General features: G+C 49.6%; 17 protein-coding genes. 1 reads left to right on the top strand and 16 read right to left on the bottom strand.

What is annotated here, in order from left to right; translation table 11 throughout:
* Positions 1-34: 34 nt before the first annotated feature.
* From VV089_RS03950 to VV089_RS03895, 12 genes are all read right to left on the bottom strand, one after another.
* Complete coding sequence (locus tag VV089_RS03950; protein WP_004073503.1) at positions 35-577, bottom strand: helix-turn-helix domain-containing protein; 543 nt, start codon at positions 575-577, stop codon at positions 35-37.
* Positions 578-1,043: 466 nt separating this feature from the next.
* The gene (groL, locus tag VV089_RS03945) at positions 1,044-2,666 is read right to left on the bottom strand and encodes a chaperonin GroEL (RefSeq protein WP_172541146.1); all 1,623 of its coding nucleotides are present in this window, start codon (positions 2,664-2,666) and stop codon (positions 1,044-1,046) included.
* 86 nt (positions 2,667-2,752) lie between these two features.
* A complete protein-coding gene (locus tag VV089_RS03940; protein WP_172541145.1) occupies positions 2,753-3,037 on the bottom strand; it encodes a co-chaperone GroES in 285 nt (94 codons plus the stop codon).
* A 206-nt stretch (positions 3,038-3,243) separates the two neighbouring features.
* Complete coding sequence (locus VV089_RS03935; RefSeq protein ID WP_334335034.1) at positions 3,244-4,173, bottom strand: transketolase family protein; 930 nt, start codon at positions 4,171-4,173, stop codon at positions 3,244-3,246.
* Positions 4,163-4,990: a transketolase gene (locus VV089_RS03930; protein WP_334335033.1), complete on the bottom strand. Its 828-nt coding sequence runs from the start codon at positions 4,988-4,990 to the stop codon at positions 4,163-4,165. Before VV089_RS03930 ends, VV089_RS03935 begins: the two co-directional genes overlap by 11 nt.
* A gap of 32 nt (positions 4,991-5,022) precedes the next feature.
* Positions 5,023-6,294, bottom strand: a complete 1,272-nt coding sequence (locus tag VV089_RS03925; protein ID WP_334335032.1) for a PTS ascorbate transporter subunit IIC — start codon at positions 6,292-6,294, stop codon at positions 5,023-5,025.
* Positions 6,295-6,328: 34 nt separating this feature from the next.
* Entirely contained in the window at positions 6,329-6,616 is a 288-nt protein-coding gene (locus VV089_RS03920; RefSeq protein WP_172541141.1) for a PTS sugar transporter subunit IIB, read from the bottom strand.
* A gap of 40 nt (positions 6,617-6,656) precedes the next feature.
* Positions 6,657-8,753 carry a BglG family transcription antiterminator gene (locus VV089_RS03915; RefSeq protein WP_334335031.1) on the bottom strand — a complete coding sequence of 699 codons (2,097 nt, stop codon included), beginning with the start codon at positions 8,751-8,753 and terminating at the stop codon, positions 6,657-6,659.
* A 204-nt stretch (positions 8,754-8,957) separates the two neighbouring features.
* Positions 8,958-9,731, bottom strand: coding sequence for a GTP-sensing pleiotropic transcriptional regulator CodY (gene codY, locus VV089_RS03910; protein WP_334335030.1), 774 nt, complete (start codon positions 9,729-9,731; stop codon positions 8,958-8,960).
* A gap of 256 nt (positions 9,732-9,987) precedes the next feature.
* Positions 9,988-12,063 (bottom strand): type I DNA topoisomerase, encoded by a 2,076-nt coding sequence (gene topA, locus VV089_RS03905; protein WP_334335029.1) that lies wholly within the window; start codon positions 12,061-12,063, stop codon positions 9,988-9,990.
* Between the two features lie 104 nt (positions 12,064-12,167).
* Positions 12,168-13,262 carry a DNA-processing protein DprA gene (gene dprA, locus VV089_RS03900; RefSeq protein ID WP_172541137.1) on the bottom strand — a complete coding sequence of 365 codons (1,095 nt, stop codon included), beginning with the start codon at positions 13,260-13,262 and terminating at the stop codon, positions 12,168-12,170.
* Complete coding sequence (locus VV089_RS03895) at positions 13,259-14,800, bottom strand: YifB family Mg chelatase-like AAA ATPase (protein WP_334335028.1); 1,542 nt, start codon at positions 14,798-14,800, stop codon at positions 13,259-13,261. The genes dprA and VV089_RS03895 overlap by 4 nt, the downstream gene beginning before the upstream one ends.
* 201 nt (positions 14,801-15,001) lie before the next feature.
* Between VV089_RS03895 and ybaK the strand changes: the two genes are divergently transcribed.
* A complete protein-coding gene (gene ybaK / locus VV089_RS03890) occupies positions 15,002-15,478 on the top strand; it encodes a Cys-tRNA(Pro) deacylase (RefSeq protein WP_172541135.1) in 477 nt (158 codons plus the stop codon).
* A gap of 317 nt (positions 15,479-15,795) precedes the next feature.
* On the opposite strand, the gene sigK is transcribed toward ybaK, so the two are convergent.
* The 4 genes from sigK to VV089_RS03870 form a co-directional block, all read right to left on the bottom strand.
* Positions 15,796-16,413: an RNA polymerase sporulation sigma factor SigK gene (gene sigK / locus VV089_RS03885; RefSeq protein WP_172543802.1), complete on the bottom strand. Its 618-nt coding sequence runs from the start codon at positions 16,411-16,413 to the stop codon at positions 15,796-15,798.
* Positions 16,414-16,486: 73 nt separating this feature from the next.
* Positions 16,487-17,734 (bottom strand): peptidase U32 family protein, encoded by a 1,248-nt coding sequence (locus tag VV089_RS03880; protein ID WP_334335027.1) that lies wholly within the window; start codon positions 17,732-17,734, stop codon positions 16,487-16,489.
* 21 nt (positions 17,735-17,755) lie between these two features.
* On the bottom strand, positions 17,756-18,397 hold the full coding sequence (locus VV089_RS03875; protein WP_172543804.1) for an O-methyltransferase: 642 nt from the start codon (positions 18,395-18,397) through the stop codon (positions 17,756-17,758).
* Positions 18,398-18,778, bottom strand: coding sequence for an endolytic transglycosylase MltG (locus VV089_RS03870; protein WP_172543805.1), 381 nt, complete (start codon positions 18,776-18,778; stop codon positions 18,398-18,400). It lies immediately after the preceding gene.
* Between the last annotated feature and the right edge of the window lie 49 nt (positions 18,779-18,827).

The following is an 18,827-nucleotide window of genomic DNA, read 5'->3' as shown; positions in this document are numbered from 1 at the left end:
ATAGAAACCGTCCCTCTGATTTGGGACGGTCATTTTATTTATCTGTATTTTCTGCCGGAGATACGATTACGCCTATCGTCCGCAGCTTGCGCTCCGAGTTGGGTGCATTGTTTTTTACTGCGCTGATTATTTGAGAAATATTTGTTATAAGAGAAGTCAATTCATCATCAGAAAGATATAGTGGGGAAAGAGAAAATCCCGTCATATCTTTTTTGATATTGATATTCGGAGAGTGGCAATATTCCTGAAACTGTTTTGCAAACCCAATGAAATATTGCATGAAATACTGCATATAAAGTTCGCCGGAATTTTTCTCGACGATTGTTTCTATATCGCTGCTGAGGTTGTGTGCCAGCGAATAAGTTTTTTCTACCGTACCGCGTACCTGTGTTTCTTCCACCACCTGTAAAATACCGTCGCTTAACATTTTTTTGAGATGCCGGTATAAGGTAGCTTGGGGAATGTCGGTATAAATATCGGCTAGCTGTTTCGCAGTTGCTTTCCCCTGTGAATGTATTTCAAGCAGTAATTTACATTTCACCGGATTTGTAATGCACTCCATAAGCCTATCTGTCATCTTTCACCCTCCTGCATTGCTATATGAAAATATTATCATTTTGATACTAAAAAGTCAATCGACACTTTGATATAGCGCAATTAAAAATATGGAACATTTTTTTGGTGTAGGTTTGGCATTTTTCAAAATCCTCCGTAGTAGGAAGTAGGAAAAAATATTTCTTAAACTTTTCTAAAATCTTCGGCAAAATCGCCTTGCCTGGTGTAGTAGGTAGTGAAAGAAAAGCAAGAAAATCCGCGCTGTGATGAAGTCAAAAGGAGAAGCGGGCGAACATCTCTGCACAAACCCGCCCTATGGCTGCATCAGAGAAAAAATGATGACCTGCAAAACGGAGAAACGGCATAGCCCGCAAGCTACGCCGTTTCCCGAAAACATTTCTAATACTGTCTTATGAGTGCGGCCCCAAGGCCGCTTTTTTTCTTGTTCTTATTGCACGGACATTTGTCCTTACAGTACAGGCTTTTCCTTACATCATACCGCCCATTCCGCCGCCTGCGGGCATTGCGGGAGCTTCCTCCTTGATGTTTGCCACACAGCTCTCGGTGGTTAAGAAGGTAGATGCTACGCTGGTTGCGTTCTGCAGGGCGCTTCTGGTAACCTTGGCCGGATCCAGGATGCCTGCCTCTACCATATTCACATACTCCTCATGGAGCACATCGAAGCCTACGCCCGGCTCGCACTCTTTTACCTTGTTGATGATAACGGCGCCTTCCAGTCCGGCATTTGCCGCAATGTGGAACAGCGGAGACTCCAGAGCCTTCAAAATCACCTTAACACCTGTCTGCTCGTCGCCCTCTGTGGTGTCAAGCAGCTTCTCGATCTCCTTGGTTGCATGGATATATGCAGAGCCGCCGCCTGCAATGATGCCTTCCTCTACAGCCGCTCTTGTAGCTGCCAGAGCATCCTCCATACGAAGCTTTGCTTCCTTCATCTCGGTCTCGGTTGCAGCACCTACACGGATCACAGCCACGCCGCCTGCCAGCTTTGCAAGACGCTCCTGGAGCTTCTCGCGGTCAAAGTCAGAGGTGGTCTCCTCGATCTGCGCGCGGATCTGGCCGATTCTCTGGTCAATCTCAGTCTTATCCCCTGCTCCGTCTGCGATGATGGTGTTCTCCTTCTGAATCTTCACGGACTTTGCAGTTCCCAGCATATCCAGGGTAGCTTCCTTAAGCTCAAGGCCGAGCTCCTCGGAAATCACCTGTCCGCCGGTCAGAATCGCGATATCGCGAAGCATCTCTTTTCTTCTGTCGCCATAGCCCGGAGCCTTAACGCCCACTACAGTGAAGGTTCCGCGCAGCTTATTCATAACCAGAGTTGTCAGAGCCTCGCCCTCAATATCCTCTGCAATGATCAGAAGCTTGCGGCCGGTCTGTACAATCTGCTCCAGAAGGGGAAGGATCTCCTGGATGTTGGCAATCTTCTTGTCAGTGATCAGAATGTAGGGATCGTCAAGATTCGCCTCCATCTTCTCCATATCCGTAGCCATATATGCGGAAATGTATCCACGGTCAAACTGCATACCTTCTACCAGATCCAGCTCCGTCTTCATGGTCTTGGACTCTTCGATGGTGATAACGCCGTCCTTGGAAACCTTCTCCATGGCATCTGCTACCATATTGCCCACCTCGTCGTCTCCGGAGGAAACAGCCGCTACTCTTGCGATCTGATGCTTGCCGTTTACCTTGCTGCTCATGCCTGCGATGGCGTCTACAGCTGCGTCGGTAGCCTTCTTCATTCCCTTTCTCAGAACAATGGGGTTGGCTCCTGCTGCCAGGTTCTTCATTCCCTCATGGATCATAGCCTGTGCCAGAACCGTTGCAGTCGTAGTTCCGTCGCCCGCAACATCATTGGTCTTGGTAGCAACCTCTTTTACAAGCTGGGCGCCCATATTCTCAAATGCGTCCTCAAGCTCAATCTCCTTAGCAATGGTAACACCGTCATTGGTAATCAAGGGAGCGCCGTACTGCTTGTCAAGCACCACATTTCTTCCCTTAGGCCCTAAGGTTACCCGAACGGTATCTGCCAGTTTATTCACGCCTGCCTCCAGTGCGGATCTTGCCTCCACACCGTACTTAATTTCCTTTGCCATTTTAAAACTCCTCCAGTCTTATTTGTTTTGCTGATTTGCGGATATCATTTATCTGCCTCAAAAGGCTTATGCCGTCAATACACGCTTTATTCTACAATTGCAAGGATGTCGCTCTGCTTCACAATGATAAACTCCTCATCCCCGAGCTTCACCTCATTGCCTGCATACTTGGAATAGATAACCTTGTCGCCTTCCTTCACATGCATGGTCACTTCTTTTCCATCCACCATTCCGCCAGGGCCTACAGCGATAACCTCTGCCTGCTGCGGCTTCTCCTGTGACTTGCTGGCCAGAATAATTCCCGATGCTGTCGTCTCTTCTGCTTCAAACTGTTTCAGTACAACTCTGTCGCCTAATGGTACTAATTTCATTTCTATTCCTCCTTGATTCTATTGTTAACATTTTTCTTTATTAGCACTCACTAAGATTGAGTGCTAACTTACGGGTATAATATTAATGCTTTCCATTTTATTTGTCAACACATTTTATGAATTTTTTATATTTTTAACATTTAAAAAATTTTTCCGACAACAAGGGATGCTGCCCTTTTGTTTTGCAGCATCCCTAATTACAATTGTCAGTCTTCTTCCAGCTTTTTCAATACATTTTCCACAGTCAGCCCATACTTTTCCTTCACATCCTTTAATGGGCCGGACTCTGTAAATACATCCTCTACGCCTACTCGCTTCACCGGTGCATGCCAAGGCATGTCGCAGACCGTTTCAGATACCAGTCCTCCAAGTCCTCCGAGTATTGTGTGGTTCTCGATCGTTACCAGCTTCTTTACCTGGCCGGCAATCCGGCGGATGCAGTTCGTGTCCGCCGGCTTTATGGAAAAGATATTTATCAGCTTTCCCTTCTTTCCCTTTTCCCTGCAGGCTTCAAAGCTTCTCATAGCCAGATCTGACGCAGAACCCTCATATATAAGGGCAAAGTCATTTCCCAAATCTTCCATAACAACCGCTTTTCCCATCTGCACCTCTTCCTTTGCCGCCAGGTTGGGAACCTCGTCTCTGGCACAGCGGATGTACACCGGCCCTTTATAAGCAAGAGCCAGCTTTACCGCCTGGCACAGTTCGTCCGGATTGGAGGGGGACAGTATGCGAAGATTGGGAAGAACACGCATAAGCGCTAAGTCCTCATTTGCATGATGGGTTGCCCCGTCAAAGCTTCCATCCATCCCCGGATGGGTCGCTATCAATTTTACATTCAAGTTGGCATAGCAGATTTGCCGAAGCTGCGTCCAGCAGGTTCCCGATACAAACATTGCAAAATTTACATAAAATGGGATTTTTCCTTCTGCTGCCATTCCAGCCGCAATTGACATTGCATTCTGTTCTGCAATGCCGGATTCAAAAAAACGTTCCGGAAATGCATCCTGAAATTTATTGGTGGTGGTGGACTTTGCCAGATCGCTGTCTATAACAAAAATATCCCTGTTCTCTGTTCCTGCCTCAACTAATATGCTGCCCACCAGCTCCCGCAGGGTAATCTTGTTATATTTCATGAGCAAGCTCCTCCTCTTCCCGTGCCAGATCCTCCATTGCAGCCCTGTACTCTTCCTCCGTCAATCCACTGGAGTGCCATTTGGGAATGTGTTCCATAAAGCGGATTCCTTTCCCTTTTACCGTGTCTGCAAGGATCATCACCGGCATTCCATTTACCGCTTTTGCCTCCTTTATCGCTGCAAGAATCTGCTCCATGTCATGCCCGTCTATCTCTATCACGTGATAATTGAAGGCTCTCATTTTCTCTGCTAAAGGCTCTAGGTTTATAATCTCGTTCGTGGGATGGCTGGAGGACAGCTTGTTGTAGTCTATAATCAGTACCAAGTTATCAAGCTTATAGTGAGCGGCCGCCATAAGTGCCTCCCACATCTGCCCTTCCTGCATTTCCCCGTCTCCGGCAATGGCATATACCTTGTGGGGGTCTTGTTCCTTCTTTTTCACCGCCGCCATACCGACCGCCATAGAAAATCCCTGCCCCAGCAAACCGGTTGTGGCGTCAACCTCTGGAATATCACAGGTATACGGATGTCCCTGAAGCCTGGAGTCAATCTGCCGGAAGGTGGGAAAAAGCTTTTCTTCTATAATCCCCTTTTCCGCAAGTTCCGCATAAACAGCCGGAACTGCATGCCCCTTAGACAGAACCACTCTTGTACGCCTGCTTTCCTTAAAATCCACTTCGTTTTCATAAATGGCCGTTAGAAGATCCGTTGCTGACAAGGCTCCCCCCACATGGCCGACACCGGCCCGATATACCATTTCTATAATACGCTTTCTGTTTCGATTTGCGATAAGCTTTAATTGCTTTGCGTCTTTCATCTGCAAATATCCCTCCAATATCTAATAAATGCTTACCACTTCCCAAGGGCTTTTCCGATAAAGTTAAATATAATTCCAATCAAATTGAAATCTGTCTCTGGGAAGCTGCTTCCGGACAGCCCAACGCTTGTCAAAATGCCATAGATAACCGCCGGGCCTACAGAAATCAGAACGCCTGTCACAAAGGCCCCAAGCACACAGCCTTTCCAGCCGCCTCTTGCGTTTCCGAATACGCCTGCAGTAGCTCCGATGAAGAAGAAGGGAATTGCTACCGGAATCATAACGGTTGTCTTCATAGCCGCCATAATAAACATGCAGATCAAGCCTGCCGCATAAGCGGAAATAAATCCAAGTACCGTTGCCGTCGGCGCATAGGGGAACACAACCGGACAGTCCAGAGCCGGCTTTGCGCCAGGAATAAACTTCTCTGTAATGCCTACAAATGCCGGAACAATCTCTCCCAGGAACAGGCGGACACCTGTGATAATAACATATAAACCGCCCGTAAAAGTTAATGTCTGCATCAGCGGCCATACCAGCCAGTGGGTTCCGCCGGCCAGGGGCTCTACCGCAGCTTTTCCGGCAACGATCGCCGCAATATAGTAAATAACGCCGATGGATAAGGACACGGAAACAATGTAATCCTTAAACATGGAAAGCCACCCGGGAAGGTTGATGTTCTCCGTACTGTCCTTCGGGTCTCCCACCTTACTTCCCAGCCATCCGGAAAATGCATACGCCAGCGTGCAGTAATGTCCGATTGCAATCTCGTCACTGCCTGTAACAGCCTGCATGGATTTCTGGGCAATAGCAGGATACAGAGCCGCCGCAAAGCCATGAATAACAGAGCCTATGATAATAGCCGCAGCATCAGACAAACCCAGGGCCTTCAGCATAACAGCCAGAAGTGCGGACAAAAACAAGCTATGGCCGCCGGTCAGGAAAATAAACTTGAACTTCGTCAGCTTTGCAATTACTAAGTTGCATAAAAATCCGCCAACCATAATCAATGCAATTACCATAGGAAACAGTGTCTGGGCCTGGGCCGTAATTGCCTCTGAAATCGGCGTTACGCCTTCCAGGCCAAAGGCTGTTACAAACAAGGTCTGAAAGCCATTCAACGCTCCCTGCGCCGCAGAAGAACCTATACCAAAAATCAAGAAACCTACAATTGTTTTGACGGTTCCGGCCACTACCTTTTCCGCCGGCTTTTTCTGAATCAAAAGGCCGATCAATGCCAAAAGCCCTATCAGCAGAGACGCTTCTCCTAAAATCTCATAAACTACGAATTGTAATACTGCCATTACAACTCCCCCTTTCTACTTTGTGTTTCTTTTGTTAATTTACCTGGGCAAAATATTTGTCCAGCTCTTTTTCCAGAAATTCCATATCCATAATGTCTTTTACACCGATGACATACGCTTTGGAATCCTTAAATTCGTCGATGAGATCCTCCATCGTAACAATCACATCCACATTCTGCTGTCCTGCAAAGCCGCTGAATGCGTCATGGGTTACGTCCAGGGGATAGCCCTTTTTATCAATCAGCTTATCCACCTTGATTTTCAGCATCATAGAGCTTCCCATTCCGGTTCTGCACATAATCAGGCATTTTTTTGTCTGCATTATTAGTTCCTCCCTTCTATTTTTATCTGCCGTCGGCAGATTATTTACCGCTCTCATTTTCCTTGATATAGGAAACAACATCTGAGGGTTCTTTTGCCGTCTCCAGTACCGCCATAAATTCTGTTCTCTCCAAAAATTCCGCCAGATCCTGAAGCGCTCCCAGATGGGAATTGGCGTCTGTGGTCGCCAGCATAAAAAGATACTTTACCGGGTCATTGGAAGCATTTCCAAAATTCACCGGCGATGACAGCCTCACAAAAGACATGGCCGTTCGATTGACGCCTTCTTTATTCGTGGCATGAGGAAGCGCTACGCCCTTTGTAATCACGATATAAGGCCCTGCCTCCTTTACGCTGTCGATTACCGCCTGAATATAGACCTCCGTAATATCTCCCTTTGCAGTCAGCGGCTCTCCAGACCGCCTGACTGCTTCCTCCCAGTCCCCACAGGACACGTCCAGACGAATGCTCCTCTCATTCAGCAATTCACTTAACATATATCGCTTCTCCTCTTTCCTTAAATTTTTTTCTTCGGGAATTTTACTGATTTTGCTTTTTAACACTTCCTCCTGTTCCTTATTGGAATAATTTAGAAGCAGATATTCAAGCCATCTGGCCGTATCGCTCCATTCTTCCTTAGCTTCCGGCGGTTTCTCTATATCAAAGCCCAAATCCAAAAGCCGCTTGCCGATCCTGACCACATCATCCCTCCGAAGCAGGGGGCTTACCCTGACGAAGCTGTGATTTATCCGCAAAGGTACTGTAGTAATAATCAAATCTACCGTTTTCTTTTTCAGAAAATTGTCCAGTTGGTGCTCTGCAACAGCTCCCACAAGGTTCAGACGGAAATTTCTTCTAAGCCCTGTGACTACCAGTTCTGCCGTGCCCACTCCCGTGGCGCAGACAACCACTACATCTGCAAGCCGTGCCGCATTCTGCTTTCTCCGGTAAAGCGCAGCGGCAAAGTGTAGTAAAATATAAGCAATTTCATCATCACTGGCAATAATAAGATCCGGCTTTAATTCTACACAGAGCATTTGGCGAATCACCTCATACAGACGGGGATAACTGTGAAGCAGCTCTTCCTTCAGCGGATTTTCCAGAAGCATTCCGTTCTTCTTTCGATAGACACATACGTTCATATGCTGAAGCAGGCTTTCATACAGGCTTTCGTCCCCTGACAAATCACAATCCATACTTCTGCTGACACCGGAAATCAATCGAATGCAATAGTATTCCAAAGGGACATCTCCAATGGCTTCTCTTTCAATCACATTGCTGGATTTTGCACCGATATGCAATGCCACATAGTGAACCTCTGTTTCCGGAAGCTTGATTTGAAAGGCCTCGTTGACGCTGCCTACTATCTCGTCCGCCATCTGATATTGGATGCTTTCCTTTTTGGCCATAGGCCTTTGGATAAACTCACCGTACCGGCTGTCCGTCCGAAAGCGCTCGATAGACAGCGCAATATGAAGCACAAGTCCCTCATATGCAATATCTGCCAGGTAAATAGAGAATTGCTCCTCCACATCTTTCACAATTTCCCGAATGCAATCCAGATCTTTTTCCCGGAACCACTGAGAATATGCCGACTGTGCCAAACGATCATCCTTTGCCTTCCAGGCGGTCAAATCCCGGATAATCTTTGCCAGGTATCTCCGTCTCTCTGTCTCGTCTGCATCCACACAGATCCCTTTCCCTCGGCTGCTGACAAAACGAATATGATTTTTCCGGCAATACTCCTTCAAAGCCACAATGTCCTTATTTACGGTTGCCCGGCTTACAAAATATTTATCCGCAAAGCTTTGAATGGTGCTTCCGCCGCTGCTCCAGCATAAATCAAAAAGCATCAAAAGCATCCGCTCCCCGCTGCTCAATCTGTCTGCATAAAAATCCTTCACATTCAAATCCGCCGCATGCTTCAGCTTTTCCTGGACTTCCGCCTTTACGCTGGCCGTTTTATTGTTCACCTTGATATATTCGGCTCCGAACTCCTTTTGCAGATATTCATTTATAATCCGGATATCATACCGCACAGTTCGCAGATGGATGGAAAACAGCTCCGCAATCTTAGACATATCCATATGGCCGTCATCTGACAGCATTTTTAGTTCATATTTTTGTCTGATATTCATATCTCTTCCCTTACTCCATTATCGCAGCTTTACAGTTATTATCAAGTTCAACAATTTTCACTTGATAGGCTGTAAATTTTACACTATATTGCACAATTCCAGATATTTAAAGCAAAAAAACAGAAGCCAAACGGAAAACAATCTCTCCATTCAGCTTCTACTATTTTTTCAAAAATATAAGCGCCGCAATTACCTCCAAGCCGTCTACGCCTTCTTAAGCTTCGCCAGCTCCTCAAACACCACATCATTCACCACTTTGATATAAGTCCCCTTCATCCCCGAAGATCTGGACTCAATCACCCCCGCGCTCTCAAACTTGCGCAGGGCGTTCACAATCACTGACCGCGTAATCCCAACGCTGTCCGCAATCCTGCTTGCGACCAGAATTCCTTCGTTCCCCTTAAGCTCCTCAAAAATATGGGTAATCGCCTCCAGCTCCGAGAAGGACAGCGTGCTGATGGCCGACTTCACAATCTGAACCTTCCGCTTCTCTTCCTCGTTCTCCTCGTTCACAGACCGCATCATCTCCAGCCCGACCACTGTAGTTCCATACTCGCTCAGAATAATGTCGTCAATGTCGTACTGCTCCCGATACTTATACAAAAAAAGAGTACCGAGCCGCTCTCCGGCAATATCAATGGGGGTGATAATGGCCTGATAATCCTGTACATGCTCAGACACAAAGCCCAGTGTCTGAAGATTGACATTCTCTTTTGTAGACAAAATTCCAAGCAGCCGCTCATTCAGCGCCTCGTCAATGTGATCGCCGACCTGGCCGGAAATCAGTTCCCGAATCTCTTCCACGCCTTCGCACTGACTTACACCCAAGACCTTGCCTTTTCTGCTGAGAACCAGAATATTCGAGTTCAGAATATTCGTGAGAACCTGGCAGATGTCGTTAAACACAACCTTGCTGGAATTATTATTATGAAGCAGTTTGTTAATCTTTCTGGTTTTATCTAATAACTGTACGCTCACTTGCACCCCTCCTTTTGTAAAAAAATATAGTTCTTGTTATCTGTGATACTAGCATATGTTGTCAAACTTTTCAATCTCTTTTTACAAATACTTGTAAATACTTTAAAAAGCGGTCAAAACCTACGGCCATTCAGCCGGGCTGCGGCAAAATCCGCCCTCTGGATCTCGCCGCGGCCCGGCTGAACTATCGCAAGCCTATATTTTATTCATCATCTTATTTGTAGTCGCTGCACAACAGCACTACACACCTGTATTCTTAGCCGGACTCTTTCTCCCTGGCTTCCCGGTAACCGCATCCTTCCCCGGCGCAGGCCAGATTGTTCCCCTTCTCCACCATAAAGCTTCCGCATCGGGGGCACTTTTTCTTCGAAGGCTTCTGCCAGGACATAAAGTCACATTCCGGATGGTTCTCGCAGCCATAGTATTTCCGCCCCTTCTTTGTCTTGCGCAGAACCACCTCGGCGCCGCACTTGGGACAGGGAACGCCGATTTTTTCCAGATAAGGCTTTGTATTCCGGCAGTCGGGAAATCCGGGGCAGGCAAGGAAACGTCCGTGGGGGCCGTATTTGACGACCATATTGCGGCCGCAGAGATCACAGACCACGTCCGTCACCTCGTCCTCGATTTTTACCTCCTCAAGCTCCTTCTCCGCCGCCTGTACCGCAGCCTCCAGATCCGGGTAGAAGTTCTCCACAACCGTTTTCCAGCTGACGGTTCCCTCCTCCACGCAGTCCAGAAGACCCTCCATATTGGCGGTAAAATCCGATTCCACAATGCTGGGGAAGGCGGCCTTCATCATATGATTGACCACCTCGCCCAGCTCCGTCAGATAGAGATTCCGGTTTTCCCTGGAAACATAGCGGCGGGCAATGATGGTGGTGATCGTAGGCGCATAGGTACTGGGGCGGCCGATTCCAAGCTCCTCCAGGGTCTTTACCAGCGCCGCCTCCGTATAATGGGCCGGGGGCTGGGTAAAATGCTGCTGACTGTCAAGAGCCTTCAAATCCAGGACCATATCCTTGGAAAGCCCCTTTAAAAGCGGCCCGCTCTCCTCCTTCTCCTCCTCCTGCACATAGACGGACATAAAGCCGTCAAAGAAGAGCCGGGAAGCGGACAGGGTAAAACGGTAGTCTCCCCCGTCGATTTTAGCGGAGGAGGTCTCATATACGGCGTCTGCCATCTGGCTGGCCGCAAACCGCTTCCAGATAAGCTGATAGAGGCGGAACTGATCCCGTGTGAGAGATTCCTTTAAGGCTGCCGGCGTCCGGGAGATGTCCGTGGGCCGGATGGCTTCATGGGCATCCTGGATCTTCTTTCCGCTCTTCTTGGTAGAGCTGCCGGAAGAAACATAATTCTTTCCGTACTGCTCCTCAATGTAGGCCCTTGCATTTTTCTGGGCCTCCTCGGAGATACGGGTAGAGTCGGTACGCAGATAAGTAATCACGCCGACGGTCCCGTTTCCCTTGATATCAACACCCTCATAGAGCTGCTGTGCCAGGCTCATGGTTTTCTGAGTGGAAAAATTCAGCGCCTTGGAGGCCTCCTGCTGGAGGGTACTGGTCGTAAAGGGCAGGGGCGCCTTCTTGGTTCTCTCTCCCGTCTTTACCTCCGCCACCTGAAAAGACGCATGCTCAAGCCCTGAAAGTACTTGATCCATCTCCTCCTTGGAGGCAATGGTCATCTTCTGGGTCTTGGTTCCGTAAAATTTGGCGCAAAGGGGCTTCTTGCTTCCCTCTGCCAGAAGCTCGGCCTCCAGGGTCCAGTATTCTTCCGGGATAAAGGCATTGATTTCCTCCTCCCGGTCTGCAATCAGGCGCAGGGCTGACGACTGGACGCGGCCCGCGCTTAAGCCCCGTTTTACCTTGGCCCAGAGAATCGGGCTGATGCGGTAGCCCACCATGCGGTCCAGCATACGCCGGGCCTGCTGGGCGTCCACCAGATCCATATCAATCTCTCTTGCATTTTTTAAGGATTCCTTTACCGCCGCCTTGGTAATCTCGTTGAAGGTAATGCGGTACATTTTCTTATCGTCCAGATTCAAAGCCTTGGACAGATGCCAGGAAATCGCCTCTCCCTCCCGGTCCGGGTCAGTTGCCAGATACACGCGTTCCGCCTTCCTGGCCTCCTTGCGCAGCTTTGCCAAAATCTCGCCTTTTCCCCGGATGGTAATGTATTTGGGCTCATAATCATGCTCCACATCGATTCCCAGCTGACTTTTGGGCAGATCCCGTACATGCCCCTGGGATGCCAGCACCTCGTAATTACTCCCCAAAAATTTTTTGATTGTCTTTACCTTGGCCGGTGACTCGACAATAACCAGATTCTTAGCCATTGATACGTCCTCTTTCCTAATATTCCTGTGAATCCTTCAGCTTCTGCCTGCTTTATACTGCTTCACAGCCTGCAGCTCTGTATAGTGTTTATCACATGATATCCTTACAATACCCGAATATAATTATTTTTATAAATTTCTTTTGCATACCCCTTCAATTCCAGTCCGGTAAGCGTCCGCAGCACCTCTGTCAAAGTAAGTCCGCTCTCCAAAGACAGCTCTTCGGGGTTCTTTGCTTGTAAACCTAGACAACTATACACTATATCTTCTGCCTTTTCAAGAACAATTTTCCTGCACTTCCTATTTTGTTCCCCGAATTTGGGGGTTATTCCCATTTCTTCCAAAATCTGTTCTGGAAAAAGGGCAATTCCGGATCCCTGGCGGATCAGGTTGTTGCAGCCGGCGCTTAAGGGGTCCTCAAGGCGTCCAGGAACGGCGTACACATCCTTTCCCTGTTCCAAAGCCAGATCTGCCGTAATAAGAGAACCGCTTTTTTCTTTTGCTTCTATAATAATTATAGCATCTGCAAGTCCGCTGATAATCCGGTTCCGAAGGGGAAATAAATGACGCATGGGCCTGGTTCCCGGAGGATACTCGGACAAAAGTCCGCCCTCTCTCTCCAGCTTCATATAAAGGTCTCTGTGAAACTCCGGGTAACAGATGTCTACGCCGCCTCCCAGAACCCCAAAGGTTTTCCCTCCTCCCTCAAAAGCCCCCTGGTGCCCGAAGCCGTCGATGCCGGCCGCCATTCCGCTTACAATCTGCACACCCGCCCTGGCCAGCTCCCTTCCAAACCAGAGGGCAGCGCTTTTTCCGTAGGGGCTGCATACCCTGGCTCCCACAATGGCTATGGAGGGGCTTGCATCCTCCGGCTGTCCGCCCCGGACAAACAGTCCCCCTGGTTTCTGAGGGATGACGCTTAAACGCCTGGGATAGGCCGGATGTTCACAGCTTATAAAGACGACTCCCTTTCGCCGAAGGCTCTCCCACTCTCTTTCAAACTCCCAGCCCTTTCGTTTTTCACAGAGACCTGTGATTGCTTTGGGATTTCTTGGAAATCTTGCTGTAAGCTCCTCCTCCTTTGCATAAAATATGTCCCTTGGCGTTTTGTACTGCCCTATCAGGCGCCAGAGCAGGCTCGGTTCCCCCGCAAGACTGCTGCACAGCCAATGCCAATAGGCTTCCATGGTATCTTTCATACTCCCCTCCCCCAGTAAGTCCCGCCTGGCAGACGGTATTGGATAGCTTCTAAGAGATGCTGCTCCAGAATCCGATCCTCCTGCTCCAGATCCGCAATGGTACGTGCTGTCTTGATAATCTTATAATATGCCCGGGCGCTTAAATTTAGTTTTCCAAATGCATTTTTTAACAGCTTCCGTTCCTTTTCGCCCAGGGGGCAGTAAAGCTCTGTCTGATTTCCGTTCAGATAAGCGTTAAAATAAATGGGCAGCCCCGCATAACGCTCCTGCTGCATCTGATGGGCGGTTTCCACTCGCTTCCGTATGGCGGCCGAGCTTTCATTTTCCTGCTTTTTCGTCAGATCCCCATAGGAAATTCCCGGAACCTCCGTGCAGATGTCCATCCGATCCAAAAGAGGACGGCTGATTTTTCCCCGGTAACGGCCCAGCTCCTGTTCCGTACAGACACAGCGGCTGCGGTCGGGAAAATATCCGCAGGCACAGGGGTTCATGGCCGCCACCAGCATACATTTTGCCGGAAATATGTAGTTTCCGGCTGTCCGGGAGATACAGACACGCCGCTCCTCCAGCGGCTGCCGCAGGATCTCCAGTGCGCTTCTCTTAAATTCCGGGAACTCGTCCAGAAAAAGGACGCCGCCGGAGCTTAGCGAGATCTCTCCCGGGGAAGGAATCCGCCCTCCGCCTGCCAGAGCCTCCGGCGTCACCGTGTGATGAGGCGCCCGAAAGGGTCTGCCTGCAAGTAAGGAAGTCTGCTCCGGAAGCAGGCCGGCCACACTGTAGATTTTCGTCATTTCCAGGGCCTCCTCCAGCGTAACGGGAGGCAGGATTCCACCAATCCGCCGGGCAATCATCGTCTTTCCGGCGCCGGGCGGCCCGATCATCAGAAGATTATGCATACCGGCCGCCGCAACCTCCGCCGCCCGTTTCGCCATAGCCTGTCCGTTTACCTCCGAAAAATCCTCCTCCCGGGCCCGGGACTGCTCCCTCAAAAGCCGCTCCGTATCCACCCTCACAGGAACCGCATCCTCCGGGTGGCGCAAAACCTCTATCAGCTGCGCCAGGCTGGACACCCCTATCACCTCCAGCCCATCCAGCACTGCGCCCTCCGCCGCATTCCCTTCCGGCACAATACATCTGCGGACACCTCCGTCCCTGGCCGCCTCCGCCAGAGCCAGTATCCCCGTAACCGGGAGTATCTGTCCGCTCAAGCTCAGTTCTCCCGTAAGCATCACATCCTTCAGACTATCCGCCGGAATCTTTTCCAAGGACGCCAGAATAGCCGCTGCCACAGGAAGATCGAAGCGGGAGCCCGCTTTACGAATCCCGGCCGGGGCCAGATTCACCATAATCCGTTTCGGCGGCAGGACAAACCCCGTATTGCGCAGAGCCGTCCGGACCCGATCCCCGGCCTCCCGGACCTCCGAGGACAGATAACCCACCATAAGAAACTGAGGCATCCCCTCACTAATATCAGCCTCCACCCGAACCAGATAAGCATCCATCCCATTCAGAGCCGCCGAATACACCTTACTAAACATAAAAAATAACATTCCTCCTTTTCATTAACTCATCATCCATTGGGAAATCATAAATCTCGAATTGAGATCAGAACAAATTCAGATACACCTACATTACCATATATTTACAACTATTACAAGCAATTTTTATACCAGTAGACAACACACCCCAAAAAACACTATAATAAAAACAAAATAATCAATTATAAAAAGGAAAAAACCATGAAAAAGAGCACAGAAAAAACAAACGTTATGCGAATCCTAGACCAAAAGAAAATCCCCTACCAAAGCCACACCTACGCCGGAACCGGCGCCATCAGCGGCCGGGAAGCCGCCGCCATCCTCAACCAGAACCCCAGCCAGGTATTCAAAACCCTGGTAACATACGGAGCCACAAAAACCAACTACGTCTTCCTAATCCCCGTAGAAAAAGAACTAAACCTCAAAAAAGCCGCCCTCTCCGTCAACGAAAAAAGCATCACCATGCACAAATCCAAAGACCTCCTCCCCCTAACCGGCTACATCCACGGCGGCTGCTCCCCCATCGGCATGAAAAAGCCCTTCCAAACCACCATCGACACCACCGCCCTCACCTTCCCAACCATCCTCTTCAGCGCCGGCAAAATAGGCTTCCAGGTAGAACTCACCCTAACCGACCTCAAAAAAGTCCTACCCTTCACCCTAAAAGACCTCACCTAACCCCCATCCCCCCTTCACCCACCCCCTACCCAATTTCCAATCACCCCAAAAAACCCTCGCCCTTCCACCCTACCGCCTCGCAAAATCAGGAACCGATCCGAAACCAGGGCCGGACATTTCCAATATCCCAGTGTCCGGCTGTTCACGCACACGCTGTCTGATATTGGCGGACCTGCGTCAAAAAAGGCCAACCAGGCACCGCCTGGTCACCCCAAAAATCCGCAAGTCCGACAAGAGCAGACAGCGTGTACGTGAACCGTCCGAACACTAGATATTGGAAATGTCCGGCCCTGGTTTCGGCTCGGTTCCGTCCCACCCTAAAAATACTCCTTCAACTTCCCCAAAGCATTCTTCTCAATCCTGCTAATATAAGACCGCGAAATCCCAAGCTGCCCCGCAATCTCCCTCTGGGTATACTCCTTCCCATTATAAAGCCCGTACCTCATAATCAGAACCTTCTGCTCTCTCGGCGTCAGCACCTGATCAAGAAGCTCATACAGCTTCTTGCTGTCCGCCTTCAGACTAATCTGTGCAAAAGCATCCCGCTCATTACTCTCTATAATATCCAGCAGATGAATCTCATTTCCTTCCTTATCCGTACCTATCGGTTCATAATAAGAAGTCTCCCGGGCCGTCTTCTTCCTGGCCCTGAAAAACATCAAAAGCTCATTCTCCACACAGCGCGCCGCATAAGTGGCCAGCCTGGGCCCCTTTCCGCTGTCAAAGGTCGTAACCGCCTTAATCAGGCCAATCGTACCGATGGAAATCAAATCCTCCACATCCTCCTCGGTCCCCTGGTACTTCTTCACAATATGGGCCACAAGGCGCAGATTGTGCTCCACCAGGATATTACGTGCCTCAAGGTCTCCCTCCTTCAGCTTCTGCAGATAAAATTGCTCCTCTTTGGCCGGTAGTGGTTGGGGAAAAGTTTTCAAAAAGGCACCTCTTTGGCGGATTTATATTATCTTATGATAACTCCCCCAAAGAAGTGCCTTTCCACCTAATATCTCAGATAATAGGCCATGCAGGCCCCTGCTCCTGCCTCCGCAAAAGATCAAAAGCCGCAGCTTCCCCGCTTAGCCTTACAAACAATTTCTGCTTCGGATGGGGCGCGCTCTCCATCCGGTTTCCTTCCTCATCCAGAAGCTCCTCCACCCTCACAGGCACATTGCTCCCGTCCGGCTTCATAATCTCAATCTCGTCCCCCACAGAGAACTTATTGCGCTGCTCAATCCTGCAGTATCCCCTCTCATCAAGGCCATTCACAATCCCCAGATACGTATATCCCTTAATATACGTATTATTTCCATAAATCTGGCTGTTCTCGTCCGGCTTTCCATAGAAAAATCCTGTGGTAAACTCCCGGTAAGTGCAGCCGCTGATCTGCTCCCTATACCAGTCCATATGCTCCCGGTAAAGCTCCTCCGACTTAAGACAGTCATCAATGGCCTTCCGGTAGGTTCTGGCTGCTGTCGCCACATAGAGAGCCGTCTTCATCCGTCCCTCAATCTTAAAGCTGTCAATTCCAGCCTCCAGAAGATCCGGAATATGCTCAATCATGCAGAGATCCTTGGAATTGAAGATATAAGAGCCTCTCTCATTTTCATAAACCGGAAAATATTCCCCCGGCCTCGTCTCCTCCACCACCGCATACTTCCAGCGGCAGGGGTGGGTGCAGGCTCCCTGGTTGGCGTCTCTCCCTGTAAAATAATTGCTCAGCAGGCACCGCCCGGAATAGGAGATACACATGGCCCCGTGAATAAAGGTCTCGATCTCCAGATCCGCCGGAATATTGGCCCGCAGCTCCCGAAGCTCCGACAGCGTCAGCTCCCTTGCCGACACCACACGCTTCGCCCCCTGCTCCTTCCAGAACCGGTAGGTGAGATAATTCGTATTGTTGGCCTGGGTGCTGATATGGCGCTCAATCTCCGGGCAGATCTCCTTGGCCAGGAGAAACACCCCGGGATCCGCAATGATCAGGGCGTCCGGACGCAGCTTTCGAAGCTCCTCAAAATACGTCCGTATCCCTTCCAGATCCTGGTTATGCGCCAGAATGTTCGCCGTCACATAGACCTTCACTCCGTATTCATGTGCAAATGCAATGCCTGCCTTCATATCCTCCAGGGAAAAGTTCTTCGCCTTTGCCCGAAGCCCGAAGGCCTCTCCTCCGATATAAACGGCATCTGCTCCAAATATTACCGCTGCCTTCAGCACCTCTAAGCTGCTGGCCGGTATCAACAATTCCGGTTTTTTCATCTGTCATTCCCTATTCCAGTCTTATTGTTTCACACTCAAGGTCACCCCGTCCCCCAGGGGGAGAATCGAAGTAACCAGCTGCGGATGATGCTTTAGCTCATACAGATATTCTCTCATCCTGCTGTGAATCGTCCGGTTCCTGCGCTCCACCGCAAACCGGGACTCAATCAGCTCCCCGTCCTGAAGGACATTGTCCGACACCAGAATCCCGCCCGGCTCCAGAAGCCGCAGCACATCCGGCAGGAAATGAATATACTGTCCCTTAGCCGCATCCATAAAAATAAAATCAAAGGGCCCGCAAAGCTGCCCCAGGTATTCTGCCGCATCCCCTTCAAGGAGTGTGATCCGCTCCTCCGCGCCCGCTCTTCGGAAATTCTCCCTGGCAACGGGTATCCGCTTTTCATACTTCTCTATCGTCGTAATATGCGCCTCCGGGTGAGCATGCTCACACATCAAAAGAGCAGAAAAGCCTACGGCCGTTCCTACTTCCAGAATGGCCCTGGGCTGTCTGACTGCCAGAAGCGTCTTTAAAAAGCTCTGCATCTCCCGGCGGATCACCGGCACAAAGTCCCTCTTCGCTTCTCTCTCTATCTCTTCCAAAAGCTCTGTATGGCCCATATCAAGGGAATTGATATAGGCCCTTATTCTCTCGTCAACAATCACTTACTCTTCCTCAGCCGGATCTACGCCGGACATGACTGCCATCATCTCTCTGGGCTTCATGGCCGTAGTAAGGGTATACGTTCCGGCCTCCAGCTTTTTTGCGTATTTGGATACCTTAACCTGGATATAGAACAGCTTCCAGTCATTGACCAGACCCTTATCCTCCAGAAGCTTCGCAACCGCCTGGACATCTGTCCCGTCCTCAATGGACACGGTAATGCTTCTCCCCGGCTCCTCGTCCACCGCTTCCTCCTGGAACACGGAATGGCCGTAATCAAAGGCCATGCCTCCCAGCCGGATAATCCCTAAGATAACTACTGCGGTCACTACAATCTTTAATGCAATTGACAGAACTGTTAAAGCTGCTCGTTTTGTATTCATCTTCCGTCTCCTACACGCGTCTGATATCACCCGCCAGCAATAAGCAGGA

This window comes from Candidatus Merdisoma sp. JLR.KK011, from assembly GCF_036941125.1.
Lineage (GTDB): Bacteria > Bacillota > Clostridia > Lachnospirales > Lachnospiraceae > Laedolimicola.
The sequence above is the reverse complement of the archived record's forward strand: the minus strand, read 5'-3'. Positions and strand labels throughout refer to the sequence as shown.